14 protein-coding genes and 4 pseudogenes are annotated in these 14,723 nt (G+C 68.2%); 8 read left to right on the forward strand and 10 right to left on the reverse strand.

Features of this window, described 5'->3' with window-relative positions; all coding sequences use genetic code 11:
• Positions 1–112 precede the first annotated feature (112 nt).
• Both ACH5AF_RS13065 and ACH5AF_RS13070 read right to left on the reverse strand, forming a co-directional pair.
• Positions 113–637 carry a radical SAM protein gene (locus ACH5AF_RS13065; protein ID WP_398901679.1) on the reverse strand — a complete coding sequence of 175 codons (525 nt, stop codon included), beginning with the start codon at positions 635–637 and terminating at the stop codon, positions 113–115.
• Positions 638–1,198: 561 nt separating this feature from the next.
• Entirely contained in the window at positions 1,199–1,462 is a 264-nt protein-coding gene (locus ACH5AF_RS13070; RefSeq protein WP_398901680.1) for a hypothetical protein, read from the reverse strand.
• Between the two features lie 1,147 nt (positions 1,463–2,609).
• On the opposite strand from ACH5AF_RS13070, the gene ACH5AF_RS13075 reads away from it, so the two are divergent.
• From ACH5AF_RS13075 to ACH5AF_RS13090, 4 genes and pseudogenes are all read left to right on the forward strand, one after another.
• Positions 2,610–3,809: a hypothetical protein gene (locus ACH5AF_RS13075; protein WP_398901681.1), complete on the forward strand. Its 1,200-nt coding sequence runs from the start codon at positions 2,610–2,612 to the stop codon at positions 3,807–3,809.
• An 11-nt stretch (positions 3,810–3,820) separates the two neighbouring features.
• Positions 3,821–4,408 (forward strand): hemerythrin domain-containing protein, encoded by a 588-nt coding sequence (locus ACH5AF_RS13080; RefSeq protein WP_398901682.1) that lies wholly within the window; start codon positions 3,821–3,823, stop codon positions 4,406–4,408.
• A gap of 66 nt (positions 4,409–4,474) precedes the next feature.
• Complete coding sequence (locus ACH5AF_RS13085) at positions 4,475–4,675, forward strand: hypothetical protein (RefSeq protein WP_398901683.1); 201 nt, start codon at positions 4,475–4,477, stop codon at positions 4,673–4,675.
• Between the two features lie 420 nt (positions 4,676–5,095).
• Positions 5,096–5,375: pseudogene (locus ACH5AF_RS13090) on the forward strand ((2Fe-2S)-binding protein); the annotation flags it as partial.
• Between the two features lie 140 nt (positions 5,376–5,515).
• Here ACH5AF_RS13090 and ACH5AF_RS13095 read toward each other — a convergent pair.
• The 8 genes and pseudogenes from ACH5AF_RS13095 to ACH5AF_RS13130 form a co-directional block, all read right to left on the reverse strand.
• Positions 5,516–6,304, reverse strand: coding sequence for a YqjF family protein (locus ACH5AF_RS13095; protein WP_398901684.1), 789 nt, complete (start codon positions 6,302–6,304; stop codon positions 5,516–5,518).
• 594 nt (positions 6,305–6,898) lie between these two features.
• Positions 6,899–7,197: pseudogene (locus ACH5AF_RS13100) on the reverse strand (cytochrome c oxidase subunit II); the annotation flags it as partial.
• 297 nt (positions 7,198–7,494) lie between these two features.
• Complete coding sequence (locus tag ACH5AF_RS13105) at positions 7,495–7,731, reverse strand: hypothetical protein (protein WP_398901685.1); 237 nt, start codon at positions 7,729–7,731, stop codon at positions 7,495–7,497.
• Between the two features lie 63 nt (positions 7,732–7,794).
• Positions 7,795–8,769 (reverse strand): YihY/virulence factor BrkB family protein, encoded by a 975-nt coding sequence (locus ACH5AF_RS13110; RefSeq protein WP_398901686.1) that lies wholly within the window; start codon positions 8,767–8,769, stop codon positions 7,795–7,797.
• Between the two features lie 93 nt (positions 8,770–8,862).
• Complete coding sequence (locus ACH5AF_RS13115) at positions 8,863–9,570, reverse strand: DUF3618 domain-containing protein (protein ID WP_398901687.1); 708 nt, start codon at positions 9,568–9,570, stop codon at positions 8,863–8,865.
• On the reverse strand, positions 9,546–9,890 hold the full coding sequence (locus ACH5AF_RS13120; protein WP_398901688.1) for a phage holin family protein: 345 nt from the start codon (positions 9,888–9,890) through the stop codon (positions 9,546–9,548). Before ACH5AF_RS13120 ends, ACH5AF_RS13115 begins: the two co-directional genes overlap by 25 nt.
• An 85-nt stretch (positions 9,891–9,975) precedes the next feature.
• Positions 9,976–10,593 (reverse strand): hypothetical protein, encoded by a 618-nt coding sequence (locus ACH5AF_RS13125; RefSeq protein WP_398901689.1) that lies wholly within the window; start codon positions 10,591–10,593, stop codon positions 9,976–9,978.
• Between the two features lie 143 nt (positions 10,594–10,736).
• Positions 10,737–10,892, reverse strand: a complete 156-nt coding sequence (locus ACH5AF_RS13130) for a phosphatase PAP2 family protein (RefSeq protein ID WP_398901690.1) — start codon at positions 10,890–10,892, stop codon at positions 10,737–10,739.
• Between the two features lie 982 nt (positions 10,893–11,874).
• Here ACH5AF_RS13130 and ACH5AF_RS13135 point away from each other — a divergent pair.
• From ACH5AF_RS13135 to ACH5AF_RS13150, 4 genes and pseudogenes are all read left to right on the forward strand, one after another.
• Complete coding sequence (locus tag ACH5AF_RS13135; RefSeq protein ID WP_398901691.1) at positions 11,875–12,357, forward strand: trehalase-like domain-containing protein; 483 nt, start codon at positions 11,875–11,877, stop codon at positions 12,355–12,357.
• A gap of 140 nt (positions 12,358–12,497) precedes the next feature.
• Positions 12,498–13,597, forward strand: a pseudogene (locus ACH5AF_RS13140) (glycoside hydrolase family 15 protein).
• Positions 13,594–14,076 (forward strand): hypothetical protein, encoded by a 483-nt coding sequence (locus ACH5AF_RS13145; protein WP_398901692.1) that lies wholly within the window; start codon positions 13,594–13,596, stop codon positions 14,074–14,076. Before ACH5AF_RS13140 ends, ACH5AF_RS13145 begins: the two are co-directional and overlap by 4 nt.
• 109 nt (positions 14,077–14,185) lie before the next feature.
• Positions 14,186–14,641, forward strand: a pseudogene (locus tag ACH5AF_RS13150) (endonuclease/exonuclease/phosphatase family protein); the annotation flags it as partial.
• Positions 14,642–14,723: the final 82 nt, after the last annotated feature.

The following is a 14,723-nucleotide window of genomic DNA, read 5'->3' on the forward strand; positions in this document are numbered from 1 at the left end:
TTCACCGAGCGGCCCGGTGCCTGATTGCGCTTGCCCAGCTCGGCGACGAAGTTCTTGTCGGTGGCCAGGCGGATGCCGTTGGTGTTCAGGGGGACGTTCCTGATCGGGCGCGTCAGGGCGAGGTCGATGAAGTCTTGTGGATGGTGGGCTCGCCGCCGGAGAACATCACCACCTCCGCCTCGCCCTCGGACTCAACGAAGACGTCCAGCATCCGCTCGCACTGCTCGCGCGTGATCGAGTAACCGTCCGCCTGGTGGCCGGAGTCGGCGAAGCAGATCGGGCAGTCCAGACTGCAGCCCGTGTTGACCTCGATGATGCCGAGACAGGCGTGCTGCTTGTGCTCCGGACACAGCCCGCAGTCCGACGGGCAGCCGTCCTTCACCTCGGTCTGGAAGGTGAGCGGGATCGTGCCGGGCTTGTTGAAGCGGGCCGATGACAGGTACTCCTCCGCGTCCCCGTACACCAGCGCCTCGAACTCGCCGTGGTCGCGGCAGCGCTTGCGCAGGTAGACCTTGTCCTCACGGATGTTGACCTGCGCGTCGACGGGCGTCTTGCACATCGGACAGACGGACTTGGTGAACTCCACGAACACCTCGTCGCGGTCCTGCTTGCGCCGTGGCGCTGGTGCCTGGGTCATCAGATTCCTTTTCCATTGGGGTCGTCTCAACGGGTCAGCGAGCGACGCCGGCCCCGGTCTCTTCCTCGTGGGACGGTCGGGCAGCAGTCCTGCTCCCCAGCCCCACGGCGACGGAGGACCCAGCACCGCAGGACGTAACCGGCCCCAAAGAGGATCACCACCGCTCCGACCGTGATCAGCCACGGGTTACGCAGAGCTCCGCCGACGGCACCGAGGGCCCCGCCGGCCACCAGGAGCGGGCCTGCCAGCACACCACCATGAATGGTCCGGTGCCCACGGCGGCCCAGATGCCGCCCGGGCCGGTGCGCTCACGGGTCCGGCGTATATGGATCACCTCCTCCGTTGGGCGCGGGACGGCGGTCCCGGCATCGCACCGTATGGACGACGGCGACGGCAGCGGCGAACACCATCACTGTGCCGACGGTGATCAGCGGGGGACTGCCGCGCGCGGCGCCGACTGCGACGGTCGCGCCGCCGGCCACGAGCAGCGGGCCCGCGCACGCCAGCACGATCAGCAGCCCGGTACCGACGGCGGCCAGCAGGCCGCGCCGACCGGAGGGTTCACGGGAGGCGGGCTTCGGGACCGGCCTTCTCCCTCGACGGCGGGAACGGGGCCGGATCGCGGTCGGCCACGGTCCGCTCGGCCGACGCGGTGGGCGCCTTGCGGGCCGCACGCAGCAGCAGCCACGCGTAGCACAGCATCAAGGCGTCCTGGGCCAGGACGAACCAGCTCAGCCGCTGGGTGAGATAGACGCCGAAGCAGCCGCAGTTGGCCACGGTGAGGCCGCGTGCGTACGCCTGTACGGCCAGCAGCGACCATGCCACCGACAGCGGGCCAGTCGGCCGCAGACCTCGAGCTGGCTCGGCGCGCGGACTCTCAGGAGGGTTGCCCTCACGAAGTTGCTGCATGTGAAGGTCTCGCACGTGCCGGCAGTGGGTTTGTAGTGCTTGCCCATCAAGGCGAGTGCTTGGGCTTCGGCCCGCTCGGCGCTCACCTTGTCGCCAAGTAGCGCTGCGAGGTGAACTTGGATCAGAGAGTGCTGCCACCGGTTCATGTCGGCCACGTTCTGTTTGAGCCGCCTCCAGCAGTCTGCGCTGTAGCCGATCTGATCCGGGGATGGCGGCGCGCGATCCCCACGACGTGGAGACGATGCCGGTGGGCGCCCTCCGCGGGCAGAGCCTCAGGATCCTTCTTAAGCACGAGGTGGTGCGGGATAGCCGACAGAGCACCTGCTCTTGAGTGGCGCAGAACCTGCAGGCGACCATCCGGGGACACTTGCTGAGACCACCCTGCGGCGAGGGAGTGCCAAGGGCACCGGCCACGGTGGCAGTCGCAGGTCGGCTGACTCGACGAACTCCTTGGACGAGGAAGAGTGAGCGAGAAGAACTCAGTGCTGGACGAACGACGCCGATGTCGTCCAGGAGTTCCCCGAACGTCGCTTTGTCGTCGTCCCCCTCGCAGTCCAGGGCGGCGAGCAGCCCTGCTCATTGCGTCGGCTCGGTACGGCAGTGCGAGAGCAGGATGGGGAGTGCGGTGGTGAGTTCCGAGCAAAGGAGTACCTCTTCCGCGGGCAGTTGCACGCAAGTGCTGCAGCATGCGGTGGCGGGAGGCAAGAACTGCCCGGTGCACGTCGCGGCGAGACCACAGTCCGTCGGATTCTGGCGCGAGCCAGGACTGCAGGATCGATCCGGTGCGCTGTTTCCAGTGGGTGACCGCTTCGGTCACGGCGTTATCCCAAGGGTGCTGCGTGGTGCTTCATCTTGTGTCAGGCCGGAGGAGTAACTGCCCACGGGCCGGCTATGGCGCTGCGCCATTCAGGGCGGGGACACGGCCGACCGGGCGTGTGCGCTCGCGGGTTTGTCCGGGCAAGGCGAAGCATGTGCCGGGTGCCCTGCGGACTCGGCGGACATGGATCGCGACTACGGGGGTACCCCGCCCGCCTGTCCCGTTTCTCATCGAGGAGAAGCCGTCGTGACCTTCAATCCGCTCGAGCAGCGGGGTATCCCGCTGGACCGGCAATTGCGCAGTTGGCGTGAGCTGAACGTGCAGCCGATCGATCCGGACCGCTGTGACCCGTACACCCGCTGCCGGATCATCACGATGAACGGGATCGAGGTGGAGGCGATCCTCTTCAGCCACCAGCTCGCGCGCAACACGGTCGACCCCGAGGTGAAGCGGCAGCTGGCGCGTGTGCGGTACATCGAGGCACAGCAGCAGAAGGTGGTGAACTGGCTGCTGCCCGGGGTGTCGTCGGTGCTGGAGACGACGATCGCCTACGAGCAGGTGGCGGTGGACCTGACGGCGTGGATCGCGCGGATGGAGCCGGATCCGTACCTGAAGCAGGCGTACCAGTTCGGTGTGCTGGAGGACTTCGACCATCTGTACCGGTACGCGAACCTGTACGAGATGATCGAGCACCGCAAGGCGGAGTCGGTCGTGGACGGACTGACCGAGGTCATGCCGGGCCGCCCGACGAAGTTCCACCACCGTGACCCGGTGGACAATGTGCGTGATCCGTACGACAGGAACGCCACCGATCCGCTGTCGAAGCTGCATGCGCTGACCGTCCTGTCGGCGGAGCAGCAGACGATGAACTTCTACATGAACACCGGCCCCACCTACATGGAGCCGATCGCCCGCCAGTTGTACCAGGAGGTCGGGCTGATCGAGGAGGAGCACGTCACCCACTACGAGTCCCTGGTGGACCCGGGGGAGACGTGGTGGGAGCAGCTCGTCAACCACGAGTACAACGAGTGCTACTTGTACCACTCGTTCATGGATCAGGAGAGTGACCCGAAGGTCAGGGCGATCTGGGAGCTGCACCTGAACATGGAGCTCGAGCACCTGCACCGTGCGTGTGACCTGATGCGCCGCCACGACGGACGCGACCCGGAATCGGTGCTCGCTCCAGAGCTGCCGGACGTGCTCACCTTCGAGCCGAACAAGGAGTACGTGCGGGAACTGCTGGACACCCAGATGGACCTCACCACGCTGGGTGCCGGCTATGTACGCGAGGCGCACGAGAGGTTCGAGCAGATGCAGGAGCAGATCCACGGCGGTGAGCAGCCACCCAGCGAGCGGGTCATGGCCGAGCACGATCAGATGTTCGGCCGCGAGTACCGCATCGAGTCCGAGGGCGAGCACCCCGACCACGCCATGCGCGAGAAGTGAGGCACCGGCACATGTCCGAGATGCAGACCCCTCAGGCCCGCGACGACCACGCCCCGGACAACGACGTCGTCGCGCTGCTGGTACGCCAGCACGGCGACATCCGCAACCTCTTCGACGAGGTGGAGGCCGCAACGGGCGAAGCACGCCGCGACGCCTTCCGCCGCCTGGTGCGCCTGCTCGTCGTCCACGAGACCGCGGAGGAGGAGGTCGTCCATCCCTTCGCGCGCCGCATCCCGGGTGGTGAACAAGTCGTCGACGACCGTCTGCTCGAGGAGAGGGCGGCCAAGGAAACCCTGGCGGCGCTCGACGACCTCGACACCGACGACCCGAAGTTCATTCCCCAGCTGATGCAACTGCGCACGGACGTCCAGGAACACGCACGGGCCGAAGAACGCTACGAGTTCACCCACATCCGCCGCAGCACCGACGTCACCCAGCTCACCGCCATGGCCAGGGCGGTCAAGGCGGCCGAGGCCATGGCCCCCACCCGGCCGCACCCGGGGGTGGAGTCCGGAATGGCCAACATCGCGCTGGGACCGGTTGCCGCGCTGATGGACCGTACGAAGGACGCGGTCCGCAATGCCATGGGCAAGGGCTGAATCGAGCGGCAGCCTGGGGTGCTCGGACCGGGCTGCCGGCTTCAGCGCACCGCAGGAAGGGAGTACATGGTGATCGACGACGCTCTGGTCCGCGAACTGCTGGAGGCGACCGAGAACGACGCTGCCCTGATCCTCTTGGAAGGGAGGGCGCAGGTGGTCGGCCGGGCCGACCTTGACAGCGACGCCTTCCGCGGCGCAGCGGTGCTTCTCTCGCGTGCGGAGCTGGTGGAGCGGCTGGGCACCCGTCACCTGCCCAGGAGGACGTGACGCGGCTGGCGGCGTCGCTACGGGACACCGTCGGCAAGCTCGGCGCCTGAGCGGCTGCGTTCCACGGGCGCCGTACGCCGGTGCATGCGCACAGCGCCCGCAGCACAGTCATACGACAGGCGAGTCCGGCTGCCGGACTGCTCCAGACGGTGCCGCTTCCGCGGCGCGACGGCACCGTGCCTGGGCCCGTCCGGTGCTGGTGTATCACGGGATGGCCGGCACGGTGGCAAGGGCGGTCCCGACAAGATCGCCGCCGCCGTCACTCGGAACGCGTCTGTGAAACGTGTCGGCCACCCAGACCCCGTGAACCGATGGGACGGCTGTCGTGGCAACGACGGTGGTGCGGAATGGCGCGATCAGCCTGAATCGCGAAAGGACCTCTTCGCGTCGTCCGCAGGCCCGGGCCGGTTCCTCTCGGTCCTGGACAACCTGGAGCGCCATCCGCGGAACGACCGGGTGATCGACATCGTCCGGCGTGGGATACACACGCTTCCGCTGGGGCGCGGCCGGGACTTCATGCACGGCCGGTGGCTTGGACATCCCCTGCATCCCCTCATGGTGCAGGGGCCGATCGGAAGCTGGCTTTCCGCGGCAGTGCTCGACCTGCTTCCTGGGGAGGCGGGGGGCACGGGCGTTGGTCGGGGTGGGTCTTGCCGCCGCGGCCCCGGCGGCCGTGGCGGGCTGGGTAGACTGGGCCGAGCGCCTGGGGCAGGCCTGCCGCGCGCGCCGCCTGATGCCCCGAACCGGCGGAGTACCTTGAAACGTCCAGCCAAGACCGACGTCAGGCTCGTGATGTACGCCGCCAAGGGCGGCAACGGCGTACCGGGCCCCTAGCGGGGACTAGGCATCAAACCTCTGCCGTGCACTGCGCTGGCCTTCCCCAGCGACCAATGAGCCGGTGGGCCGCCGGCAGATGGCCGGCCGAGGGATGCCGACACGGACTTGGTGGACTCCCGGTGAGTAGTGGGCGATCGGTTCTGCGCGGGGGTCGGCCAGACCCGCTGCCGGGGTGAGCGTCTGGCCGAGTTCCTCGATCGCCGCCGTGTGCAGAGGCCACGGCTCATGCCACACCGGAGTCTCCAGCAGCATTCCCCACTGGCGCGTGTACACGCGCCAGTGGGATGTGAGACACACTTCCAGCGCGGATGGGACGAGCGGGGTGCCGGGGCGGATCCGCAGGCGATACGCCGGCTCGCCGCCGCGTCGGCACCCGGCGTATGCCAGCACCCCACCATGCTCCGTCACGCTCAGGTCTCCCAGGTGGTACGGGGCTCCCGTAGCGGCCCTGGTGATCAGGCTCATGGCGGCGCTTGCCGCCTCGACGGACAGGAACCACAGTCCGTCCCGGCCGCCCGGGCCGCGCACGTAGGTGCGCAGATTGGTCTCGGGAAATGTGCTCAGCCGATTTGTCATCTGCAGGGCCGGCAGGACTGCGGGTCTCACGTCGGCCATGACGAACGGCGTGAGGCTCACCCAAGCCCGCCCTTGGTACTCCTCAGCCACCAGGCCGCTCGGGAGGAGTCTTTGGACCGCGGCAGGGTCGAAGGGCCAGTGCACGAAGGCCTGCCTGGACCAGCCCATTCGCAGGACGGGCGCGCCCACCGTCTCGTCCGGCTCCAACGACGCCATGGCTCCCGTGTACCCGCTCGCCGACGGCCGACTCCGATGATCGGCCTCTTCCCCTCGGCTCGCTGATCCTCGGCCTCAGCATGGCAGCGTCGGCTTCTCCTCCACCACACTCAAGTACTGCTCGCGTCAGCGGCGCGGTCACCGGCGAAGGCATCTCTTCGTCGCAGCACCACCTCGGCCACCGGATCGGCCGCCCGGTGCCCGCGGCCTCGGCGCCGGCGTGTGGGGAACACAGCTGGCTAACGGTCATCGCTGCTCCCTCCGTCAGGCGTGATACGTGGATGGAGGGCATGGACGGGCACCCGCCTCGGCATGATGAAGCGCGCACTGTGGCAGGGAAGGGACGGCAAACCTCCAACCGCCGACGGCTATGAACCTTGATGCTCTTCGCGCTGGCTGTTGATCCCGAGCTCCCCCGGACGTCCTCCGGTCGCAGCCTGCGGCGGCTCAGTGGTGGACGCGGTATGAGGACCCACACTTCATCAGCGCCCGGGCACACGCCCCAGGACGCACAGCTGATCGTTCTGCACGGATGACGCCACGCAGCCGACTCCCCCGTCGAGGCCAAAGAGGCCCATCGCAACGAGCTCGCGTAAGGCCCGCGGGGATGAAGCCGGTCTGCCCCTCCTCCGCGAGCTCCTTCAGGTGCTGCTGGTAGCGCTCGGGGGAGACGACCTTGACGTTGAAGAGCATCCTGGAGTGGTCGACGCCGCAGAGCTCGGCGCACTTGCCCCTGAAGGTGCTCTCCCTGTTGGGAGTCGCCTCGAAGGCGTTGACGTTGTGGCCGGGAAAGACATCCTGAACAGGAAGGGAAGCACCCAGAAGGAGTGGATGACGTCGCGGGAGGAGAGGATGAACCGGACCTTCTCTCCCTTGGGTAGCCATAGGGTCGGGAGCCTTCCCGAGATCTCCGCCCGCGACTCTCGAAGCCGTGATGCTGGTCGGTCGCCAGCCCTGAACACGGGCAGAAGTAGACGTTCGTGGTCGCCAAACCTACTGGCGTTCATGCCGAGAGGGTTCCCAGCGTGCCCTCAGATGCACCGAAGAGGTGAAGCATCTGCTCCGTTCGGGACGATCGCGGTGGTCCCACCGACACCCTGGACGCTGACGCCTCCGGCCCCGCCCCATGGTCCGTGGGCCTGCGTATGCACGCCGCGTGCTCAGTCGATGTGTCCTTCGCCTAGGGCTGATTACTTAGCGCGCTGCTGCCGGTCCGCCGGTGTGCCCTGCTGCAGTAGTCGATGCACGAGTGACATCACCTCATGCGTGTCGTCAGCGGCCTCCATGGCGGGCATGATGTGCTCCATCAGCAGCGCGACGACGTCCCCGGCGCTGACCAGCTTCGGTGACAGATGACCCGCCAGGCCGTGCCGGGCGTCTCCTGCTCTGGCGCGCCGATGACCGCACGGCGTATCTGCGCGCCCCACGTTCGGCGTCCTCGCGCATGACGCTTCCTTGGCCGGCGGTGTCGCATCGCGGCGTCGGCGGTGTCAGAGTTTGCGGGTGTCGCGGGGTTCGACGTAGGGCTCTTCCTCGAGTGGGTGGCCGGTGTCAATGGCGCGTTGGCGTTCGAGTTCGGCGTTGAACTCGAGGCCGAGCAGGATGGCGATGTTGGAGATCCACAGCCAGATCAGGAAGACGATGACTGCCGCCAGGCTGCCGTAGGTCCTGTCGTAGCTGGAGAAGTTCGCCACGTACAGCGCGAACAGGGCGGAGGCGATGAGCCAGATGATCACGGCGAGGATGCTGCCGGGGCTGACCCAGCGGAAGCCGCGCTTGACGTTGGGGGAGGCCCAGTACAGCAGGGCGACGATCAGCATGAACAGCAGGATCATCACGGGCCATTTGGCGATGTTCCACACCGTGACGGCGGTGTCGCCCATCCCGAGGACCTGCCCGGTCTTCTGGGCGAGCGTGCCGGTGAAGACCACTCCGATGGCGATCAGCGCCAGCAGCACCACCACGACGAGGGTGATGACGAGCCGGGTGGGCAGGGTCTTCCACACCGGCCGTCCCTCGCCGATGTCGTAGACGGCGTTGGAGGCCCGCATGAACGCCGCGATGTAGCCCGAGGCCGACCACAGCGCGATCACGATACCGATGATCAGCGCGATGCCGGCCTTGCCCTGGCTGCTCTGCAGCTGGGTCAGCATGCTGGTGAAGATGTCGCGGGCGGCGCCGGGAGCCAGGCTGCCGAAATTGTCGATGAGGGGCTTGATGCTCGCAGAGCCCAGCAGGCCCAGGATCGAGATCAGGGCCAGCAGGGCGGGGAAGATCGCCAACACCCCGTAGTAGGTCAGGGCGGCCGCCCAGTCGGTCAGGTTGTCCTCCTTGAACTCCCTCATGGTGCGCTTGAGCACTCCACCCCACGACCGCTTGGGCAGCTGGCCGGGCTTCTTGGCCGGCTGCCGCTTCTGCCTGCCGTGGCGGGCGGCACCGGTGTTGTCTTCTGGTTCGCGGGCCATGGTCACCCTCCTCCTTCGGTGTCCGCCGCGCAGGCCGGGGAAGGAGGAGCCCGGTCTGCGCAGCAGTCTCTTCCGGCCTTGTCATGCAAGGGGTCAGGCGGGTCCCGAACTCTGCCCGCGTGCTTCACCGGCCACCTGTTGTCCGGACTGGCGGGCCTGATCGGTCACCTGCGCCGCCTGGTCGCCGGCTTCCTCCTTGGTGGTACGGGCGGCGTCCGCGGCGGTGTCCTTGACCTGCCCGGCTGCCTGCTTGGCGGTCTCGGTGGCGTCCTCCTTCAGCTGCTGGGCCGACTCCAGCGCCGCCTGCTTGACCGGCTCGACAGCGTCACTTTCGGACAGCTGGGTGGCTGCCTGCTGCTCGGCCTCGGAGACCGGCAGCAGTGAAGCGGTCAGCAGCCCGGCACCGAAGGCGATCAGCCCGGCGGCGAGCGGATTGCCCTGCGTCTGCCGCATGGCTTGCTCCGGTGCCCTGCCGACCGCCTCACCAGCGCGTCCGGCCGCATCACCGACCTGTCCGGCGGCCTGTCCTGCCGCCTGGCGCACGGTATCCGTGGCCTCGCCCGTGCTCTCCTTCACCGACGCGGTGGCCTGCTGGGCTGCGCCCCGGGACGTCCCCGCGGAATCGGTCACGGTTCCCATGACGCGCTCACGCATCCCCGACACCGCACCGCGCACCCGCTGCTTGCGGCGGCGCACCATCCGTCCGGGGCTGGCACGGTCGGCCAGCCGGTCGACGTCCTGCGACAGCCGTTCCCGGGTGGTGTCGATCTGGGCCCTCATTTGGTCGGGTGACGTGCCCATTGCGCATCCTCTTTCAGCGTCTCTACGGTCTGTTCGGGCTTCGGGGAGACCTCCCGCATCCGCGTGCGGCCCATCGCGTACAGGACGGCCGCGATCGCCGCCCACACGGCAGTGATGATCAAGGCCGCCCAGGCGGCGTCCATCACATTGGAGAGGCCGAAGACCGCTGCGAGCGACAGGAACAGCGCCACCATGTATCCGGCGAACCCCGCCCCGCCGTACATTCCGGCGGCCTTGCCGGCCTTGGTCGCCTCCTCGCGGATCTCCGTCTTGGCCAGCTCCACCTCCTGGCGGAACAGCGTCTGCACGTCCGAGGTCACTGCTGACAACAGCTCCCCGACCGAGCGGTCCCGGCCTGGGCCGTCCGCTCCACCCGCAGGAGGCTGAGGCGAGATCGATGACATCTCACACTCCCGGGTGAGCGGGCAGGCCCGGTGCGGTGCCGGGGGGCAGCGAGCTGCTCTCCTCCGGCAGCGGCCGCACGGCACCGCTGGACAGCGGGCTGCTCTCCTCCCGCAGCGGCTGCGGGGGCTGGGGGGACTGGGCGGCCTTGGTGCCGGCCTTGGCCAGGCGGCCGACCACCAGACCGGCCAGCACTGCCCCGCCCAGGAACGCCCCCGGCCGCCGGCGCCCGAAGTCCTGCAGATCGCCTATCAGGCCCTGCACGCCGTTTTTGTCCAGGTAGTCCGCCGCGCGATGGCCTCCGTCGGCGGCCTGGGCCGCCAGGCTGCGGGCCGGGGAGTCACCCGAGGCGTTCTCCGCCATCCCGGCAAGATCATCGGCCCACTGCCGCACGGTTGTGGCCAGACGCTCCATCTGCCCTTGGCCCTCGTCCACCGCGCGCTGCCGCAGATCACGTATCGCGCTGCCTGCCTGCTGGCGTGCCTCACCGGCCACCACTTTGGCCTGCTCGGCCGCAGTGCCGGCGACCTCACCGACCGCCTGCCCGGTCCGATCGGCCGCGGCCGACGCCTGCTCCTTCGCCGCCTGCCCCGTCTGCTGAACACGACCGGCATCGCTCATAAGTCACTCCTCCTTCGGTGCCCGAAAACGGCCGACGGAGTCGGCTCGTCCGGATTCACGTCAGGAGGGCGAGTACCCCACGTGTCCATGCAAAACAGTCAAATCGTGACCAAAGCGGGCAGCTGCAGCACGCCCGCGACATGTCAAAGGACAGGCAGTCGGCGTAGCAGGAGGTGAGGGGTGTGGTGGACGAGGCAGGCGCCGGCGAGGCCGATGGCGGCTCCGGCGGCGACGTCGGTGGGGTAGTGCGCGCCGGCGTGGATCCGTTCGGTGGCCACCATCGCTGCGGCACGGCGCACAGGGCGCCCATCCATGGCCAGGTGTCGGCCACGGCGGCGGTGAACCCGACGGCGGCGGCGGTGTGGCCGGAGGGGAAGGCGGAAATGAACAGCGAGCAGGCCGGAACTGCGGCCCGATATGCACGTCGTCATCGCCTAACCCTCCAAGATCACATCATTTCGATTGCACCCCCAATGACCTGTCGCAGTGAAGCTTGAGCATGCTCACCGAAGTTTAAGTGGGGAGGCTGGCTGTCAACGTTGAGCTCTCTGCTGGCTGCAGGAACGTGAAGTGGCCACAGGAGTCCGTTTTGGCCCCACTTGTCGATCTTGAGTGATGGCTTAGTAGTCGGCCGCTCCGCCGGACTTGCCCGCGCGCTCGCTCTGTAGATGCGCCGCGAGCAGCGGCGGCCGACGCTGAGGGTATGAGGGCGACGTGGTCCGGCGTGATCCGGTTCGGGCTGGTCGCCCTGCCCGTCGGGCTGTACGCGGCGACCGAGGAGCACTCGCCGGGCTGCGCGAGCGTGAGCTGAGCCGGCTCGCCGGCCTGCAGCGCGGTGCACGCCTGCAGGAGTGACTGGGGTTGCGGGTGACTATCGTCAGCCACAATCCCAGCCACATGGCTCTTTCTGTTGATCAGACACGTCTGAGCTGCCAGTTCACCCGGTCGGCCTTCGGGTCGGCGGAGGAGAGGTTGAAAGCCTTGATGGCGCTGTGGTCTCAGGCTAGTTGGGAGAATTGGGTGTCGACCCATTGACCGTGCCGGTACCAGTCGAAGCGCATCTGCACGCACCTGCCGTCGAAGGCCGCGTCGGCGACCCAGCCTCGGACATGAGCCGGGTTCCAGCAGGAACGCCCCGCCGCAGACCCCCACCAGTGGCTGTAGCTCCAGCTTCCATCGCAATAGGAAGCCGACGGGCTAAGCTGCGCCCCGACGCAGATCGACGGCTACGCCTCGCTGCGCGACTACGCCGTGATCGGCGACGGCAGGACCACGGCCCTGGTGGGTCGCGACGGGTCCGTCGACTGGCTGGGGCTTCCCGACCTGGACTCGCCGACCGTGTTCGCGGCGGCGGTCGACGCCGCGCGCGGCGGACAGTTCCAACTGGAGCCGGAGGTTTCGTACCGGATGGCCCGCCGGTATCTGCCCGGCACGAACGTGCTGGAGACGACGTTCACCACGGACGCCGGGACAGCGCGGGTCACCGACGCACTCACTCTGCACGATGATGCGGCACTGGGACCGATGCGTGAGCTGCAGCGGAGGATCGACGGCCTGGCCGGAACGGTGCCGATGCACTGGAGCGTGCGACCGCGGTTCGGATACGGCACCGGGCCCCACGGCTGCTCCAGCGCGCCGGCATTCCGGTGGCATCGGCGGGCTGGGACGCACTGGCCGTCTGCACCTGGAACGCAGGCGAGCCCGCATGCGCAGACGGATCCATCAGCGGCCGTCTCGAACTACGGTCAAACGCCCGGGCCTTGATCGCGATGCCGTTCGCCCACCCGGAGCCGCTGGTCTTCCCGGCCCGGACCGAGTGCGACCTTCGCATGGACCACACATGTGAAGCCTGGCGCCAGTGGGCGCACCGGCGCACCTACGAAGGGCTATGGCCGGAAGCCGTGATGCGGAGCGTGCTCGCACTCAAGCTGCTGATCTTCGCCCCGTCCGGCGCCGTCGCGGCGGCGGCAACCTGCTCACTGCCAGAGTGGATCGGCGGGGAACGCAACTGGGACTACCGCTTCTCCTGGATCCGGGACTCGGCATTCGCCCTCGAAACCTTCCTCAAGCTCGGTTGCCCCGCCGAGGCACATGCCTATTTCTGGTGGCTGATGCACACCACCCAGCTCACCCACCCCCGTCTGCAGGTCCTCTACCGACTGGACGGAGGAGCACACACCCCCGAGCGGGTTCTCCCGCTGAAGGGCTACCACGGATCCGCGCCGGTACGGATCGGGAACGCGGCGGCCGGCCAGGTACAGCTGGACACCTACGGCGAGCTGCTGCAGACCGCATGGTTGTACGCGGAGTCCGCTGGGCGACTGGACAGGGACGTGGCGCGGCGACTGGCGGAGCTGGCCGACTTCGTGTGCGGCTGCTGGCAGCGGCCGGACTCGGGAATCTGGGAGGTGCGCAGTCCCCCGCGCACTTCACGCAGTCCAAGATGATGTGCTGGGTGGCCCTCGACAGGGCCGTCCGACTCGCGGAGCAGGGGCTGATCCCGCACCGCCACGTCACTGCCTGGCGCTCGGCACAGCAGGCAGTCCGGCAGTTCGTCGAAACCCGCTGCTACTCGGAGCACCGCAACTGCTACGTGCGCACCGCCGATGGAGAGGACCTGGACGCCGCTGTCCTGCTCGGCCTTCTCTACGGCTACAGCGATCCGGAGGGTCCACGCATGACCGCGACGATCAGCGCCCTCGAACGGGAACTGCGGCACGGCCCGTATGTCACCCGGTACTCCGGCCAGGACGGCGTGAGCGGCACCGAAGGAGCGTTCACCGCCTGCTCCGTCTGGCTGGCTGAGTCCCTGGCCAGATGCGGGCGGCTCGACGATGCCATCGAGCTGATGGACCAACTCGTCGCGCCGACCAACGACGTCGGCCTGTACAGCGAGGAAATCGACCCCGCTACCGGCGAGTTCCTCAGGAACCTGCCCCAGGGGCTGAGCCATCTGGCGCTGATCAGCGCCGACTGCGCCATCAGCGAGGAGGCGGGCGCATGAGTGCCTGGGGCGCTCTTGTCGGCGGGTTCATCGGCACGCTCGTGCTGACCACCGCGATGCGCGCCGCCAGCGAGCTGAACCTGACCCGCATGGACGTGCCGTTCCTGCTCGGTACGGCCGTGACGGTGAACCGGGCCCGCGCGAAGGCCATCGGGTACCTGATGCATTTCGCCAACGGACTGCTCTTCGCGCTCGGGTACTACGCCGTGTTCGTCGTCATCGACTACAGCAGCTGGTGGCTGGGCGCCGTTCTCGGCCTGGCCCACGGCCTGTTCGTCGCCACCGCGCTGGTGAACATCATGCTGCCGCTGATCCATCCCCGTATGGGCGGCCCGCACACCAGTGCTCAGGGCGTGGCCTGGCTGGAGCCACCAGGCTTTCTGATGCTCAACTACGGACCAGCTACACCCATCGTCGCGGTCCTCGCCCACGCCGGCTACGGAGCGATCATCGGAGCGTTCGTCTCGCTCACAGGGTGACAGCCCCGCTCCTACCACCGGCCCCGGAGGGTTGCTCCAGACCCCTCACGGCCGCCGGGCAGATCCGCGCACTCTGCGGCTGACGATCAGCAGCGAAGGCGCATGTCCTGGGGACCACGGGCAGTCGACGGATCCCGGGTGCGACGCGGGCGAGGCCGCCGAGATGCGCAGCCGTCAGTTCCGTGCGATGGACGCCTTCCTGGACGGCAAGAACATCCCGGCCACCGAGCAGGTCGTCGTGGCGGGCGACTTCAACGTGGACTCGCGCACTCCCGAGTACGCCTCGATGCTCGCCGCCGACGGCTTCGCTGGGGCGGACGCGCGGACGGGTCACCCGTACTCCTTCGACACCCAGGAGAACTCGATCGCCGCGGAGCGCTATCCCGACGAGCCCCGCGAGGACCTCGACCATGTGCTGCACCGTGCGGGCCACGCGAAGCCCGCGGGCTGGACCAATGAGGTGATCAAGGAGCAGAGTGCGCCCTGGTCGGTCTCCAGCTGGGGCATCACGTACACGTACACCAACCTGTCCGACCACTATCCGGTGATTGTCTCCGGCCAGTAGGCGCAAGCGCGCGGCAACGCCCTTGTGCCGATGTCAGGGTCATGCCAGATTGAGCCCGCACTCCGGACTGGTCCAGTCCATA

This window comes from Streptomyces sp. NPDC018833, assembly GCF_044390825.1.
In the GTDB taxonomy this organism is placed as follows: domain Bacteria; phylum Actinomycetota; class Actinomycetes; order Streptomycetales; family Streptomycetaceae; genus Streptomyces.

Coding starts and splice junctions, on each gene's coding strand:
- ACH5AF_RS13065 (WP_398901679.1), bottom strand. CDS start 637: ATGACCCAGGCACCAGCGCCACGGCGCAAGCAGGACCGCGACGAGGTG.
- ACH5AF_RS13080 (WP_398901682.1), top strand. CDS start 3,821: ATGTCCGAGATGCAGACCCCTCAGGCCCGCGACGACCACGCCCCGGAC.
- ACH5AF_RS13085 (WP_398901683.1), top strand. CDS start 4,475: ATGGTGATCGACGACGCTCTGGTCCGCGAACTGCTGGAGGCGACCGAG.
- ACH5AF_RS13095 (WP_398901684.1), bottom strand. CDS start 6,304: ATGGCGTCGTTGGAGCCGGACGAGACGGTGGGCGCGCCCGTCCTGCGA.
- ACH5AF_RS13110 (WP_398901686.1), bottom strand. CDS start 8,769: ATGGCCCGCGAACCAGAAGACAACACCGGTGCCGCCCGCCACGGCAGG.
- ACH5AF_RS13115 (WP_398901687.1), bottom strand. CDS start 9,570: ATGGGCACGTCACCCGACCAAATGAGGGCCCAGATCGACACCACCCGG.
- ACH5AF_RS13125 (WP_398901689.1), bottom strand. CDS start 10,593: ATGAGCGATGCCGGTCGTGTTCAGCAGACGGGGCAGGCGGCGAAGGAG.
- ACH5AF_RS13145 (WP_398901692.1), top strand. CDS start 13,594: ATGAGTGCCTGGGGCGCTCTTGTCGGCGGGTTCATCGGCACGCTCGTG.